Genomic DNA, 14,367 nt, shown 5'->3' on the forward strand with positions numbered 1-14,367 from the left:
GACACCGGACCGCGGGTGGCAGACCATCTGGCGGACCCTGGCGAACCCTGGCGAATAGTCACAGCGCATCTGACAGGGGGTTAGTGTCAAGTCAGCCGAGAACCTGGGGGCTTGAAGTGACCGGAGAACCCAACACCCGTCTTTCCGACCTGTTCGGCCTGGCCGGCTGGTCCAAGGGCGAACTCGCGAGAATGGTGAACCGGCAGGCGGCGGCCATGGGCCATCCGCAGCTGGCCACCGACACCTCGCGTGTCAGGCGCTGGATCGACATGGGGGAGTCCCCCCGTGATCCCGTGCCCGGAGTGCTGGCGGCTCTGTTCACCGAGCGGCTCGGCCGTGTCGTGACCATCGAGGACCTCGGGTTCGGCCGACGCGGGCGTGTGGGGAAGCGGCGTGACTCCGGGACGGAACACGATCCCGATCAATTGCCGTGGGCGCCCGAGCGGACGGCAGCGGTCCTCACCGAATTCACGGGAATGGACCTCATGCTCAACCGACGTGGCTTGGTGGTGGGTGCGGGTGCCGCGCTCACCGCCGGCTCAACCATCGCCGGCCCCATGCGCGACTGGCTGCACAGCGATCCCGCTCCGGCGGCCGACGCTCCACGCGCCAACGATCCCCTGCACGCCGATCCCGTTGGTCTCGACCGGTACGAGGCCGCACCGGTCGGCTCCGAGGAGATCGAGGCCCTGGAGCATTCGGTCGAGGTGTTCCGCGCCTGGGACGCGTCCCGGGGCGGCGGACTCCAGCGCAAAGCGGTCGTGGGCCAGCTCAACGAGGTGGGCGGCATGCTCGCCTACCGCCACCCCGACCATCTCCAGCGCCGCCTGTGGGGCGTCGCGGCCAACCTCGCCGTCCTGGCGGGCTGGATGTCGCACGACGTCGGCCTCGAACCCACCGCCCAGAAGTACTTCGTCATCGCCGCCCACGCGGCCCGCGAGGGCGGCGACCGGCCGCGCGCCGGAGAGGCGCTCTCCCGGGCGGCACGCCAGATGGTGCACCTGGGCCGCCCCGACGACGCACTCGACCTGATGAAGCTCGCCAAGTCCGGATCCGGCGACGAGACCCTGCCCCGTACGCAGGCGATGCTGCGCACCATCGAGGCCTGGGCACAGGCGTCGATGGGGCGCGGGCAGGCCATGCGGCGCACCCTCGGCGAAGCCGAGGAGCTCTTCACCTCGGACAAGAGCGATGTGCCGCAGCCCAGTTGGATGCAGATGTTCGACGAGGCCGATATGCACGGGATGCAGGCTCTGGCCTTCCGCACTCTGGCCGAGCACGACCAGGGGGCCGCGATCATCGCCCAGCGCCATGCCAAGCAGGCGCTGGAGCTGCGGGACAAGGATCGCCGGCGGTCGAAGATCTTCGACTACATCTCGCTGGCCTCGGCCTGCTTCATCGCCAACGACCCCGAACAGGCCGACCGGTACGCCCGGCTCGCGCTGGTGTCGATGGGGGAGACCTCCTCGCACCGCACCTGGGACCGGCTCCGCGAAATGTACCGGCTCACCGGTCAGTTCGCCGGATACGCGGGGATCCAGGATCTGCGCGAGGAGATCGAGCTGTCGATGCCGCCGAGCCAGAAGAAGGCCAAGGGCACGCGCATCTGACCCGGCAGCGCCACTTCGCGCTCACCCACGCCCTGACACGTCCGCCCTCACTCCCGCCCTGACACGTCCGCGCTTCCTCACGCCCCGATGCGGGCGACCAGCACGCACGCGTCGTCCAGGCGCTCGGTACCGCCGAACTCCTCGACGACGCTCCGGACGCACTCCTGTGCCGTCCGGGCCTCTGCGAACCGAGGGGCGAGGGCGAGCAGCGCCTCCGGGCCCGCACCCCGGTCGCCGCGTCGTGCCAGGCCGTCGGTGTGCAGAACGAGCACGTCACCCGGACACAGCCGCACCTCGTCCTGCTCGAAGACGACGTTGGACGCGGCACCGAGCAGCATCCCGTCCGGCGGGGGCAGGAGCCGTCCCGAACCGTGGCGGAAGAGCAGCGGTGCGGGGTGTCCGGCCTGCGCCCAGGACAGAACGGAGGTACCGGGGTCGAAGCGGCAGCACAGGGCGCTGCCCAGCGCGGGCTGTACCGATGTTTCGAGCACCTGGTTGAGGTGCCCCATCAGCGCGCCCGGCTCGATGCCGGCGACGGCCATGCCACGCAGCGCTCCCAGCATCATCGCCATCGCCGAGGTGGCGGGGACGCCGTGCCCGGTGAGGTCGCCGACGGTGAGGAGGGTGCGCCCGTCCGGCAGTTCCATGGCGTCGTACCAGTCGCCGCCGATGAGGCCGCTCGACTCGGAAGGGAGGTAGTGCGCGGCGATGTCCAGGGCTCCGGGGCCCTGCGTCGGGAGCCGCAGCGATCCGCGCCACGGGGGCAGGACGGTCTCCTGGAACTCCACGGCCATGCGGTGCTCGGTGCGCTCGATGTGCTCCTCGCGCCGCACCGACGCGCGGCTTCTGCTCACGGCCTGCTCGCTGCGCCGCAGCTCGCTGACGTCCCGCAGGACCGCCCACATGGAGGCGGTGCAGCCCTCGGCGTCGAGGACCGGCTCGCCGGTCATGTGCAGGGTGCGTGTGCGGCCGTCGGGCCGGACGATACGGAACTCGCCGTCCATCGGCCGGCCGTCGACGAGGCAGCCCGTCACCATGGCGGTCAGCACCGGCTGGTCCTCGGGCAGTAGCACGGACGGCAGGTCGTCCAGGGAGAGGGGCGTGGACCCGGGCGGCCTGCCGAAGATCTCGTACAGCTCCTCGGACCAGCTGGACTCGTCGCTGAGGAGGTTCCACTCGGCGCTGCCCACCCGGTTCAGCAGGGAACCGGCCCTCGGGTCGTCCGGGACCGCGACAGCCCTGGGGGCTTCGTCGGGGCTCCGGTCCGGCAGACCCGCCCGGAGCTGCCCCAGATGCTCGTCGAGGTTGTCCAGGTGCTGCACGGCAAGCTCGCACAGAGCGCGCTGCCAGCGCAGCTGGGGGTCGTCCTCGTCGAACACGACGGCTTCCCGCCGCACGGCGTCCACGTCCCCGCGCAGCCGGCGCGTCCGGTGGATCAGGGCGTCGACGGCTTCGGGCGCGGGCAGCTGTGGTGCGGGGCGGTCCGCGAAGAGAGGGGACGGCATCTCGTACTCCGATACGGGCGCGGCCTAGCCGGTTCTGAAGGGTGGACCGCTCCCGACTGTCGCACAGGGTCGGGCGGGCCGTAAGGGATTTGGCAACACTCGATGCGTTCTTGCGTCTGGCATATGCCAGCGGCTCTCCGGGGGTGGCGGCGATCCGAACAAGCTTACGGTCAAGGGTAGTTGACCACACGCTTCGGAGGGTGGGGCGGGGTGGGAATGCCGAGGGGATGGCGCGCGTTAGCTCACCAGAACGAAAACGAATCCCATTCTCGATATGAGAGCGGGGTCGGCAGAGGTGTCGGGAGGCGCCATGGCACGCAGTGAGACCAGGCCGGTCGTCACCCTCCGGTCCACCGTCGGTACGGGCCGGAGTTATGTGACACGCAAGAACCGCCGCAACGACCCCGACCGGCTGGAGCTCCGCAAGTTCGACTCCGCCGTCGGACGGCACGTCCTGTTCCGTGAGGTCCGCTGACCGCCCGGAAGAGGCCCGCCCCTATGCACGTCACCGCTGTCCGTGCGGCGGTGAGGAAGGAGCGCATCGATGAAGTCCCGAATCCACCCCGTCTCCCGTCCCGTGGTCTTCCGTGACCGTGCGGCCGACGTCGCCTTCCTGACCCGCTCGACCGCCGACTCCGGCGAGCGAGTGGCGTGGGAGGACGGCAACACCTATCCCGTCATCGACGTGGAGACCTCGTCGGCGAGCCATCCGTTCTACACCGGCGGGGGCCAGGTGCTCGACACGGCGGGTCGCGTCGAGCGGTTCCGGCGCCGTTACGGCACCGGCGAGACGCCCGCTAGCTGACCGGGCGAACTCCGAGCTGGAGGACGCCACGGGAGTCCGTGCCATGGATCACATCCGTGGGGTCGGGCTCCCGGGAACGGCCCAGGATGGTTTATCGTTCATCTATACGTGGGAGTGAGGGGGACGGAGTCCCCGGGCCTCACCTGTAGCCCACGGGGAAGACCGCAACGCCGAAGCCCCGTGGAGCCCTCCGCCGAGAGGCGACCGCCCTTCACCCCCGCACGTGAGCCGCCCCGGCTGGATTCCCCCGATCCGGCCGGGGCTTCCCCCTGCCCGGCGCCGCGAGCGCCGCACAGGAGGACGAACACGCGCCCGCCGCGCCGGGGACGGCGAACGGCGGGAGCAGCGCCCGCCCCCGCCCGCCCCCCCGGCACGGGTCACTCGATCTCGTCGAGGTCCTTCGCGTAGTGCTCGATCGCCCGTCGGTACTGCTGGACGTACGGGTCCTGGCTGGTCGCGGCCGTCAACTCCAGCAACAGGCGCATCGCCTCATGGTGCTCGTCGGTGTTGTACAGGGCCATCGCCAGGAACGTCCGGAACGAGCCGTCGTCCGGGAACTCCTCGACGCCCCGGCGCAGCGTCTCCACCGCCTGCCCGTACCGCCCGAGGGTGCGGTACGTACTGCCCAGTCCCAGGAGCGCCCCGCGCCGGTCCTCCGCGGCCAGCTCCGGATTGGCCAGAGCGCGCTCGTAGTAGGGCACCGCCTCCGACTCGAGGCCCAGCACGTCATGGATCCACGCCGTCCGGTAGGCCACCTCCGCGTCGTCGGGGTGCTCGGCGGTCAGGGCGAGAAGCCGCTCGCGCGCCTCCTCGGGCCGGCCCTCCTTACGCAGCCGGCCGGCCTCGTCCAGCAAGTCCCTCTTCTTACGTGCGCTCATGCCGCACATCGTCGCAGGCGGGCGTGGACGCCGCGGGGAATTTCGCTCCAAGGGGCCGGTAAGGCGTGTGTTCCGACCGGGCCGGGGCATCCGTCGGCCATGACAGCAGAGGCGAATCCCCGTACACGCCAGGGGACATGGGTACGTGTGCTGGTGCGCGGGGCGGTCCTGACGGTGGTGCTGTTGGGACTGGTGGCGTTCTCCGTCCTCCTGGCCAAGGTGACGCTCACGCCCTCACCGGCCTCCGAGGACCTCGTCACCTCGAATCTCCGCCCCGGGCGCTCGCTGCGCCAGTACGCCGAGGACTACACCTTCCTCGCCGCGTGCAAACAGGCGGGCGGAAACCTGCTGCTCGGCGTGCCGTTCGGACTCCTGCTGCCGTTCTTCGTGCCACGGCGCCTCCGCATGATCCGGACGACGCTGCTGACCGCCCTCGCCATGGTCGTCGTCGAACTGATCCAGGGGGCCCTGGTCGAGGGGCGCGCCTTCGACATCGACGACGTCATCCTCAACACGGCGGGCGCGCTGCTCGGGTACTTCGTGCTGGGCCGCCGGATCAGCCACCGCTACTACACCTACACCGACGACACGGGCTCACCGGGCCCGACGGCGGAGGAGCCCGCGGCAGAGCCGCAGAGCACACCGAGGCCGACCGGCCGCACGAAGGACTTCCGCACGAGGATCGCCCGTACGAAGGAATCGCGTACGAAGGACTCCCGCACGGCGACCGCTACCACGAAGGCCGCCCGTACCGAGGCCGGACAGCGGGCCCGGCCGAAGCCGACGGCCGCGACCCCGGCGAAGAAGCGCGGCTCTCGCACAGGGAAGCCCGACGGCCCGGCGAGCGGCGGCCGGAACACCGCGGGATCCGGCGCCGTCCGCGGCCTGCTCGGCCGGCTCCGCGGGCGCTGAGCCGGGCACCCGTTCGGGCCGGGCCGTTTGCGGGCGGCCCGGAGCGGACGCACGGTGGGGACACGTCCTGCGCGCGGATGCCGTACGGATCCCCTGCCGAGGAGGAGCGACATGGCCGAAGGCCAGTGGAGCCCGGGTCGCACGGAGCCGGACGCGGACGAGTTCCGGCCCGTCCTGGACATCGTCGAACCGGCACGCCAGCGGCGGCTTACCGTGTTCTTCCGACTCCTGCTGCTCGTCCCGCACTTCATCGTGCTGTTCGTCCTTCACATCGCGGCGTTCTTCACCGTGATCGTCGGCTGGTTCGCGGCCCTGGTGCTGGGGCGGCTGCCCGACCCCGTCTTCCGCTTCCTGACCGGTGTCCTCGGCTACGACATGCGCGTCTCGGCCAGCGACATGCTGCTCATCGACCGCTACCCGCCGTTCGCCCTGACCCCGCCTGCCGACTACCCGGTGCGGATCGAGGTGCGGCCCACCCCGCTCAACCGCCTCGCGGTGCTGTTCCGCGTCTTCCTGATGATCCCGGCGGCGATCATGCAGAGCCTCGCCGTGTACGGGTGGTGGGCGCTGGCCCTCGTCTGGTGGCTGATCACGCTGTGCCTCGGCCGGATGCCCCGGCCTCTGTTCGAGGCGACGGCGGCCACCCTGCGCTACCGGATGCGGTTCTCCGCGTACGTCATGATGCTCACCCCCGCCTACCCCAAGGGGCTGTTCGGCGACGACGACCTCGCCGTGGCCCCGGAGCGGTCGCGCTCCGCCACCCGCCCGCTGGTCCTGAGCAGCGCCGCCAAGTGGCTCGTGGTGCTGTTCCTCGTGCTGGGCCTGGCGGGCCACATCGCCTCGTCCGTGACGGCGTCGACGTCCGACGACATCGACGACACCTACGCAATGCGTCTCGTGGGTTCCTGAGGGCCGCCGGGTCCCGTACCCGCCGCGTCGGCGAATCGGCGGGCCAGAAGGGCGAACGCGTCCCTGAGGTCGTCGGGTCCGACGACCTCGATGCCCGCGTCGAACCTGCCGAGTTCGGCGGCGAGGCCCGGCCACGACCAGGCGCCCAGGACCACGCGGCAGCGGTCCGGGCCGTACTCCTCCACGACCCCGTCGCGGACATGGCCGGCCATCGCGGAGGCCGGCGCGTCGAGGATCACCTCGCCGCGGCAGGGCCACGCGCCCGGGGCGTCGGAGCCCTGGAACCGGGCGGCGACGAAGGCGGCCACATCGCCTCCGGGCACCTCGCGCGGCGTGAACCGGGGGCCCGTGGGAGTGCGCGGGGCGATCCGGTCCGCGCGGAAGGTCCGCCAGTCGTCGCGATCCAGGTCCCAGGCGACGAGATACCACCGCCCGCCCCAGGTGACCAGGCGGTGCGGCTCCACCCGCCGCACGGCGGGCGGGGCATCGACGGCGTCCGGCGCGTACGCGGGGGAGTGGTCGAAGCGCAGCACCTCGCGGGCGTGCACGGCAGCGCTCAGCGCCACGAGCACCCGCGGATCGGCCTGCGGCCTCGGCGGGCCTCCCGTGCGTTCGACGGCGGTGACCCGCAGCGCGTCGACGCGGTGGCGCAGCCGGTCGGGCATGACCTGCCGGACGGTGGTGAGCGCCCGGGCGGCGGCCTCCCCGATCCCGGCGCCCGTCGCGGCGGCGGTCCGCAGTGCGACGGCGAGCGCGACGGCCTGGTCGTCGTCGAACAGCAACGGCGGCAACCGCGCGCCCGCGTCCAGCCGGTATCCGCCGTCGGGCCCCTTGAACGCCGCGATGGGATAGCCCAGCTCCCGCAGCCGGTCGACGTCACGCCGCACCGTGCGCGGGCTGACCTCCAACCGCTCGGCCAGCAACGGACCCGGCCAGTCCCGGCGCGCCTGGAGCAGGGAGAGCAGCGCCAGCAGTCGCGCTGAAGTCTTCGGCATGACGCCAGTATGACCCGGGAAGCGGCCACACCCTGGCCTCTTCCCTTGCGAGGGTTCGACCCGTAGCGCACGACAGGAACACCGGAAGGGACCCGATCACCATGACCACGGACTCCACCTCCCCCGACGCCGAGCGCACCGACCTGCTCGCCGCCCTCGCAGACGCGCGGACCGCCCTGATCCGCTCGGTCGAGGGCCTCGGCGACGAGCAGGCCGGTGAGCGCCCGACCGTCAGCGCACTGTGCCTGGGCGGCCTCGTGAAGCACGTCACGGCCATGGAGGAGGGCTGGCTGAACTTCGTGACCGAGGGGCCGTCCGCGATGCCCTTCGACCTGCCCGAAGGAGTCACCTGGGACGATCTGGCGGCCGGCACCGCCGCTGAGTTCCCGCAGTGGGCGATCGAACGGGAGAAGGAGTTCCGGATGCTGCCCGGCGAGACGACGGCCGGGGTCCTCGGCGCCTACGCGCAGGTCGCCGCCCGCAGCGAGAGGATCATCCTCGCGGTCCCCGACCTCTCGGCGACGCACCCGCTCCCCGAGGCGCCCTGGAACGAACCCGGCGGCGAGTGGAGCGTGCGGCGGGTGCTGAGCCACGTCCTCACCGAGACGGCCCAGCACGCCGGGCACGCGAATATCCTGCGCGAGACGCTCGACGGGCGGCGGGCGACCTGACCACCGGCGCATCGCGCGAGGACGCGCGGAATCCGACGACAGGCGACCGAGAAGGAGAGACCACACGGTGACCGTCCTCGACAACCGGGCGCTCAACCGCGCCATGCTGGCCCGCCAGTTGCTGCTCGACCGGAACGATCTGCCGGTCGTGGACGCCGTGGCCCACCTCTGCGGCCTCCAGGCGCAGGAGCCGCAGGAGCCCTTCGTCGGGCTCTGGTCCCGGCTGACCGCCTTCGATCCGGCGGTCCTCTCGGACCTGCTGACCCGGCGGAGTGTGGTGCGCACCCATCTGATGCGACGTACGGTCCACCTCGTCACCGCCGACGACGTCCTCGCCTGGCGGGCCCGCCACGACGCGATGCTGCGCCAACGCGTGCTCGGGGTCTACCGCGACGAGCTGGGAGAGGTCGACCTCGACGCACTCGCCGCGGACGCCCGGGAGCTGATGGCCGACGGCGAACCCCGTACCGCGGCCGAGATCGTGGCCGCGCTCGCCGGGCGCTGGCCCGGCCCGGGGCCCCGCCCCCTGGGCGAGGTGGTGGTCGCCGCTCTCGTCCCGATGGCGCAGGCGCCGCCCCGAGGGCTGTGGCGGGCGAAGGGCGGGGTGCGCAACGTCGCCCTCTCCTCCTGGCTGGGGCGCCCGGTGGACCCGCCCGCCCCCGACGGCGCCGACCCGGTCGGCCGGGCGCTGGTCCGGCGCTATCTGGCCGCCCACGGACCCGCCGCGACGGCCGACCTGCGCGCCTGGTCCGGGCTGGCCGGACTGCCCGGCGCGGTGGCCGCCGCACGCGACGAGCTGGTCGGCTTCCGCGACGAGCGGGGACGGGAGCTGCTCGACCTGCCCGACGCGCCGCGCCCGGACCCGGACACTCCCGCCCCGGTGCGGTTCCTGCCGGCCTTCGACAACGCGATCCTCGGCTATCAGGAGCGCGGCCGGATCATCGACGACGCCCACCGCGGCCTCTCGGTCGCCGGCGAACGCGTCGTGCTGGTCGACGGCCGGGTGGCTGCCACCTGGCGCGTCACCGACGAGGCCCTCACGGTGGAACCCCTGCACGCGTTCTCCCGGGCCGACCGCGACGCGGTGGCCGACCAGGGGAGGGAGCTGGCGTCGTTCCTGACCGACGGCGGGAGCGATCGCGTACGGGTGGCCGCCGCGCCGGGCTGAGCGGACCGGTACGGCCGGGCAGACGCCCTCGCGTCTGCCCGGCCGTACCGGAACAGGCCTATTTTGTAGGGTAGTTCCTTCCGGATTCGGGAGCAGCCGGACTGAAACCACCGGTCGCGGGTCACACGGTGAACATGACGTCCAGCGACGTAACCACAGAGCCCGCGCCGCACGGCGACAGAAAGCGCGACACGCGCCGCTCCCGCAAGTGGCCGATGGTCCTCGGGGCCACCGCGGCCGTGCTGGTGCTGCTGTTCGCCGGCAGCCGACTCAGCCTGCTGCCGGGATTCGACGACCTCTTCGGCGAGGAGACCCACGACCGCTCGGGCCCCGCCGTGCTCAAGTCGATCCAGGACATGAGCGCGTACGAGGCCGCCTCGGGCAACTTCCAGGTCGTCGTCGATCTGGAGAAGGACGCGAAATTCGTTCCCGACGCCCTGCGTGGCACCCGCACGCTGTTCGTCGGTGCGGGCACGGTCGGCGCCTCCGTCGACCTGGGCAAGGTCACCGGGAGCGGCGTCGTGGTGAACGAGGACCGCACCACCGCCGAACTCCGCCTGCCGCACGCGGTGCTGGGCAAGCCGGCCCTCGATCCCGACCGGTCCTACGCGGTGTCCAAACAGCGCGGTCTCCTCGACCGGCTGGGCGACCTCTTCTCCGACAATCCCGGCAGTGAGCAGGCGGTCAACAAGCTCGCCGTCCACCACATCTCGGAAGCGGCGGAGGAGAGCGAACTGACCGCCCGCGCGGAGAAGAACACCGCCGACATGCTGAAGGGGCTGCTCGGCTCCCTCGGCTTCGAGCGCGTCACGGTCCGATACGGCGACGACCAGGGATGATCGCGTCGCACGGGCGGCCGCGTGGGATGCGCGTGCCGCCCGCGCGGCTCGGAGCGGCGGCCCGCCCTCCCTCCATCGCCCTTGACGTGAACGCGTCCGTGGGTATGGTCTAGTCCAAGTGCAAGGCCTTTCCGGACACCTGGCATCAGGCTTGTCCGGTAAGGGACTTGCAGCCCTTCGCGCCTCGTTGGCCCCACACTCGCGAGGCCTCGCCGTCGAAGCCGGGCCCCCCACGGCCCGCCACCGCGCGGTGCGGTCTCATGTGAAGGAGAAACATGCACACGAAGAGGAAGACCGCACTCGCCGTCGGCGCCATGCTCGCCCCGGTCCTCGCCCTGAGCCTTCCGGCGAGCTCCGCCAGTGCCCACGGCTACATCTCCAACCCGCCGAGCAGGCAGGCGCAGTGTGCCGCGGGCACGGTCAGCTGCGGTGCGATCACGTACGAACCGCAGAGCGTCGAGGGCCCCAAGGGGCTCACCAGCTGCAGCGGCGGTAACAGCGGCTTCGCCGAGCTGGACGACGACTCCAAGGGCTGGTCGGTCACCCCGGTGAACCGTTCCCAGCAGTTCCAGTGGAAGCTCACCGCACGCCACTCGACCAGCACCTGGCAGTACTTCGTCGGCGGCCAGAAGATCGCCGAATTCGACGACGGCGGCGCGCAACCCGGCGCGACAGTGACGCACCAGGTCGACTTCGGCAACAAGACCGGCAAGCAGAAGGTGCTCGCCGTCTGGAACGTCGCGGACACCCCGAACGCCTTCTACGCCTGCATCGACGTCAACGTCAGCTAGGCGCCGCGTCGGTCGGGCTCCACGGCCCTCCGTCCATCACGCCCCGGTCGCGCATCGTCGCGGCCGGGGCGCGGTGCTGTCCGCGGTGGCCGGAAAGCGGCATGGCGCGAAAGCCTCAGGTAGTTGAGCGGTTACCCTACGTCAGCTGTCCTGATTGATCATCAGTGCCCGAGGGGACTCCTGAATGAACCGCATGCGTACCGTACTCGCCGCGCTCGGCATCACCGCCGGACTGATCTCCGCCCCGGCGGCCACCGCCGCACCGGGGCCCGCCCGGCCCGCGCCCGCCGCCGAGCGCCACGAACCCTGCACCGGAGAGTTCCGCGGCGACGCCCGCCTCGGCCCCAAGTGGCTGCCGAACAAGCGGCTCGCCCCGGTCGGCCCGCTCCTGAAGGGCTGGCAGCGCACCGGTGACCTCGCCCCGAAGGACTTCCTCAAGAAGTACTGGGAAGGGCCCGCGGACACCGGCAGCTGGAAGTACCCGCCCAACGACGGCTTCGCCGAGGTGAACGGCGAGATCGACAAGGAGCCCGTGAAGCTCCGCACCGGCCAGCGCCTGGACCGCTTCGGCTCGGAGTACGGCGGCTACCTCGCGCCCGCGGGCGACGCCTACGCCGAGCGCGCCCTGCCCCCGCAGAATCTGAACACCCGTGACGCGGCCAGCCCTTGTGACTACCGGGTCTACAAGGTCGCCAAGCCCTTCTGGGTCTGGCAGGGCGGCATCGCCCCGTGGTTCGAGCAGCCCGGTGGCGGCCAGCAGATCAAGCTCGACGCGGTGTTCCTCGACCCGGGCGAGGGGCAGCGGCTCAATGTGAAGTGGCTGCTGGACAACGCCTACCTGACGCCCGCGGGCGCGTAACCCGCCATGGACCGCCGGGCGTTGCACGCCGTACTCGTCGAGGCACGTATCCCTGGCGGTTACTACCGGATCGAAGGCGTCCACGAGCCCGTTCCCACCCCGCCGGACTTCCTCTTCGTCCGGCGGGGCGAGGGCGGCGGCTGGGAGACCGGGGCGTTCGAGCGCGGCACCCACGAAGTCCTCGCCCACCACCCGGACGAGGCCGCCGCCTGCGCTCATCTGCTGAGCCTGCTCGTCTGAAGCCGGTCCCCGCCCCATTGTTTTGCCGGAACGGCAAATATCCTTGTCCGTGCGGTCGCGTCGGCCGAATGATCGTGACCGGGCGGCCGGGCTCCTGCCGGGCCGCCGCCGAAGCGTCACGACCGCCCCGCCCGCACGGGGCGCCCGAGGAGGAGCCATGCCGGAGCCCACCCCCGTACCCCCGCCGTCCGCAGACCGTGCAGCCCGCCCCTCCGCCCTCCTGCCCGGCGCGACGCACCGGACGGTCGACGTCCCCGGCGGCCGGATCCACTGCGTCGAACAGGGCACGGGTCCCCTCGTTCTCCTCGTCCACGGCTTCCCCGAGTCCTGGTACTCCTGGCGCCACCAGCTCCCCGCCCTGGCGGCCGCCGGATACCGGGCCGTCGCCATCGACGTACGCGGCTACGGACGCTCCTCTGCCCCCGTCTCCATCGACGCCTACCGCATGCTCGCCCACGTCGCCGACAACACCGCCGTCGTCCACGCCCTCGGCGAGGAGACCGCCACGGTCGTCGGACACGACTGGGGCTCGCCCATCGCCGCGAACAGCGCCCTGCTCAGGCCGGACGTCTTCACGGCGGTCGCGCTGCTGAGCGTCCCGTACGCGCCCCGGGGAGGCCCCAGGCCCACCGACGGCTTCGCGGGCATCGGAGGCGAGGAGGAGTTCTACGTCAGCTACTTCCAGACCCCCGGCCGCGCCGAGGCGGAGATCGAACCGGACGTACGCGGCTGGCTCGCCGGCTTCTACGCGGGACTGACCGGAGGCACGCCGGCCCCCGCCGACCACGGCAGGCTCTTCTTCGTGCCCACCGGTGGGCGGATGGCCGACCGGTTCCCCACCGGCCGCCTCCCCGGCTGGCTCGACGAACGGGACCTCGACGTCTACGCGGAGGAGTTCGAGCGCACCGGACTGACCGGCGCGCTCAACCGCTACCGCAACGTCGACCGGGACTGGGAGGACCTCGCCGCCTGGGACGGAACACCCATCAGCCAGCCCTCGATCTTCATCGGCGGCGCCCTGGACGCCTCCACCACCTGGATGTCCGACGCCATCGACGCCTACCCGCGGACTCTCCCCGGTCTGTCCGCCGCCCACATCCTCGAAGGCTGCGGCCACTGGATCCAGCAGGAACGCCCCGACGAGGTCAACCGCCTGCTGGCCGACTGGCTGCACGGCCTGCGCTGAGGGCCGCCCCGGCCACGACGCGCCCGCGTCAGCAGGCCGGGCCGCGGGTCGCCGCCGTCGCCCGCAGCAGATCGCGGACGAGTGCGAAGTCGATCTTCCCCGGGTCGCGGAAGCGCAGGCAGCCCTTGCCCATGTCGTGGGAGGCAAGCCGGTCCGCGAACGCGTCGCGGACGTCCGTGCGCATCAGGTAGAACGAGATGTACTGCTTCTGGTCGGCGAAGGCGATCTCGCCCGTCCCGTCCCGCTCGTAGGCGGGCATGCCGTACGCCATCACCTCGCCGAACCCCGTCAGCTCCTCCCGGCACAGCGCGCGCAGCGCCGTGAGCGCGGCCCGGCGGGCCTCCGGGGCCTCGGCGAGGTACTGATCGACGTTCTGCGCGCTGCTTCGGACCATGAGCGGATCGTACGGCGACACACCGCCGGTCCGGCGGTGTGTCGCGCCCGGGAGCCGCGGCCCTCCGGGCCATGGTGGACGGATGAACACCGCAGGCATGCTGGCCGAAGCGTTCGACCGGGTCGCGGAAGCGGTCCACGCGGCGGTCGAAGGACTCACGCCCGACGACCTCAACGCCCGTGTCGACGCGGGGGCGAACTCCATCTCCTGGCTGGTCTGGCATCTCACCCGCGTCCAGGACGACCACATCGCCGACGCCACCGGAACCGGACAGATCTGGCTCACCGAAGGCTGGGCGGACACCTTCGGGCTGCCGTTCGACGAGACGGCGACGGGCTACGGACACCGTGCCGACGAGGTCGCCGCCGTCCGCGTGGACTCCGCCGGACCTCTTCTCGGCTACTTCGACGCCGTGCACGAGCGGACCCTGGAATTCGTCGCGGGACTGGAGGGCCACGCGCTGGACCGGATCGTCGACGAGGGCTGGTCACCTCCGGTGACGCTCGGGGTCCGGCTGATCAGCGTCATCGCCGAGGACCTCCAGCACGCCGGCCAGGCCGCCTTCGTCCGGGGAATGCTGGAACGCGCCTGAGCGGCGGTGGCGG

Annotated in this window: 17 protein-coding genes; 13 read left to right on the forward strand and 4 right to left on the reverse strand. The window is 71.9% G+C overall.

The features are described 5' to 3' along the window. Positions 1–116 precede the first annotated feature (116 nt). Positions 117–1,610, forward strand: a complete 1,494-nt coding sequence (locus ACIRJT_RS30470) for a hypothetical protein (protein ID WP_403915385.1) — start codon at positions 117–119, stop codon at positions 1,608–1,610. A gap of 77 nt (positions 1,611–1,687) precedes the next feature. Here the strand turns inward: ACIRJT_RS30470 and ACIRJT_RS30475 are convergent, their stop codons facing one another. After that, complete coding sequence (locus ACIRJT_RS30475; protein WP_403915387.1) at positions 1,688–3,115, reverse strand: PP2C family protein-serine/threonine phosphatase; 1,428 nt, start codon at positions 3,113–3,115, stop codon at positions 1,688–1,690. A 310-nt stretch (positions 3,116–3,425) separates the two neighbouring features. Here ACIRJT_RS30475 and rpmG point away from each other — a divergent pair, with 310 nt between their 5' ends. Next, entirely contained in the window at positions 3,426–3,590 is a 165-nt protein-coding gene (gene rpmG, locus ACIRJT_RS30480) for a 50S ribosomal protein L33 (protein ID WP_044369837.1), read from the forward strand. Positions 3,591–3,659: 69 nt separating this feature from the next. Then, on the forward strand, positions 3,660–3,920 hold the full coding sequence (locus tag ACIRJT_RS30485) for a type B 50S ribosomal protein L31 (RefSeq protein WP_371621721.1): 261 nt from the start codon (positions 3,660–3,662) through the stop codon (positions 3,918–3,920). 377 nt (positions 3,921–4,297) lie between these two features. Here ACIRJT_RS30485 and ACIRJT_RS30490 read toward each other — a convergent pair whose 3' ends face one another. Further along, on the reverse strand, positions 4,298–4,798 hold the full coding sequence (locus ACIRJT_RS30490) for a tetratricopeptide repeat protein (protein ID WP_403915390.1): 501 nt from the start codon (positions 4,796–4,798) through the stop codon (positions 4,298–4,300). A gap of 99 nt (positions 4,799–4,897) precedes the next feature. On the opposite strand from ACIRJT_RS30490, the gene ACIRJT_RS30495 reads away from it, so the two are divergent. Together ACIRJT_RS30495 and ACIRJT_RS30500 are read left to right on the forward strand one after the other, a co-directional pair. Further along, a complete protein-coding gene (locus tag ACIRJT_RS30495) occupies positions 4,898–5,710 on the forward strand; it encodes a VanZ family protein (protein ID WP_403915393.1) in 813 nt (270 codons plus the stop codon). 111 nt (positions 5,711–5,821) lie between these two features. Beyond that, the gene (locus ACIRJT_RS30500; RefSeq protein ID WP_403915396.1) at positions 5,822–6,619 is read left to right on the forward strand and encodes a DUF4389 domain-containing protein; all 798 of its coding nucleotides are present in this window, start codon (positions 5,822–5,824) and stop codon (positions 6,617–6,619) included. Here the strand turns inward: ACIRJT_RS30500 and ACIRJT_RS30505 are convergent. Then, the gene (locus ACIRJT_RS30505; protein WP_403915399.1) at positions 6,592–7,614 is read right to left on the reverse strand and encodes a helix-turn-helix transcriptional regulator; all 1,023 of its coding nucleotides are present in this window, start codon (positions 7,612–7,614) and stop codon (positions 6,592–6,594) included. The two genes, ACIRJT_RS30500 and ACIRJT_RS30505, sit on opposite strands and share 28 nt — an antisense overlap. Before the next feature lie 101 nt (positions 7,615–7,715). On the opposite strand from ACIRJT_RS30505, the gene ACIRJT_RS30510 reads away from it, so the two are divergent. The 7 genes from ACIRJT_RS30510 to ACIRJT_RS30540 all read left to right on the forward strand — a co-directional run bounded on the left by ACIRJT_RS30510 (position 7,716) and on the right by ACIRJT_RS30540 (position 13,368). Beyond that, positions 7,716–8,285 (forward strand): DinB family protein, encoded by a 570-nt coding sequence (locus ACIRJT_RS30510; RefSeq protein ID WP_403915402.1) that lies wholly within the window; start codon positions 7,716–7,718, stop codon positions 8,283–8,285. Between the two features lie 67 nt (positions 8,286–8,352). Beyond that, positions 8,353–9,453, forward strand: a complete 1,101-nt coding sequence (locus ACIRJT_RS30515) for a winged helix DNA-binding domain-containing protein (protein ID WP_403915404.1) — start codon at positions 8,353–8,355, stop codon at positions 9,451–9,453. Positions 9,454–9,587: 134 nt separating this feature from the next. Continuing rightward, positions 9,588–10,292: a DUF4230 domain-containing protein gene (locus ACIRJT_RS30520; protein WP_403915407.1), complete on the forward strand. Its 705-nt coding sequence runs from the start codon at positions 9,588–9,590 to the stop codon at positions 10,290–10,292. 275 nt (positions 10,293–10,567) lie between these two features. Continuing rightward, a complete protein-coding gene (locus tag ACIRJT_RS30525) occupies positions 10,568–11,083 on the forward strand; it encodes a lytic polysaccharide monooxygenase auxiliary activity family 9 protein (RefSeq protein WP_371621713.1) in 516 nt (171 codons plus the stop codon). Between the two features lie 184 nt (positions 11,084–11,267). Then, positions 11,268–11,942, forward strand: coding sequence for a TNT domain-containing protein (locus tag ACIRJT_RS30530; RefSeq protein ID WP_403915410.1), 675 nt, complete (start codon positions 11,268–11,270; stop codon positions 11,940–11,942). 6 nt (positions 11,943–11,948) lie between these two features. Then, a complete protein-coding gene (locus ACIRJT_RS30535; RefSeq protein WP_403915412.1) occupies positions 11,949–12,182 on the forward strand; it encodes a hypothetical protein in 234 nt (77 codons plus the stop codon). A 157-nt stretch (positions 12,183–12,339) separates the two neighbouring features. After that, on the forward strand, positions 12,340–13,368 hold the full coding sequence (locus tag ACIRJT_RS30540) for an alpha/beta fold hydrolase (RefSeq protein WP_403915415.1): 1,029 nt from the start codon (positions 12,340–12,342) through the stop codon (positions 13,366–13,368). 28 nt (positions 13,369–13,396) lie between these two features. Here the strand turns inward: ACIRJT_RS30540 and ACIRJT_RS30545 are convergent, their stop codons facing one another. Then, positions 13,397–13,762: an iron chaperone gene (locus ACIRJT_RS30545; RefSeq protein ID WP_403915417.1), complete on the reverse strand. Its 366-nt coding sequence runs from the start codon at positions 13,760–13,762 to the stop codon at positions 13,397–13,399. Between the two features lie 82 nt (positions 13,763–13,844). Between ACIRJT_RS30545 and ACIRJT_RS30550 the strand changes: the two genes are divergently transcribed. Further along, positions 13,845–14,354 (forward strand): DUF664 domain-containing protein, encoded by a 510-nt coding sequence (locus tag ACIRJT_RS30550; RefSeq protein WP_403915419.1) that lies wholly within the window; start codon positions 13,845–13,847, stop codon positions 14,352–14,354. Positions 14,355–14,367 lie beyond the last annotated feature (13 nt).

It is taken from the genome of Streptomyces sp. NPDC102283, assembly GCF_044766265.1.
Classification (GTDB): domain Bacteria; phylum Actinomycetota; class Actinomycetes; order Streptomycetales; family Streptomycetaceae; genus Streptomyces.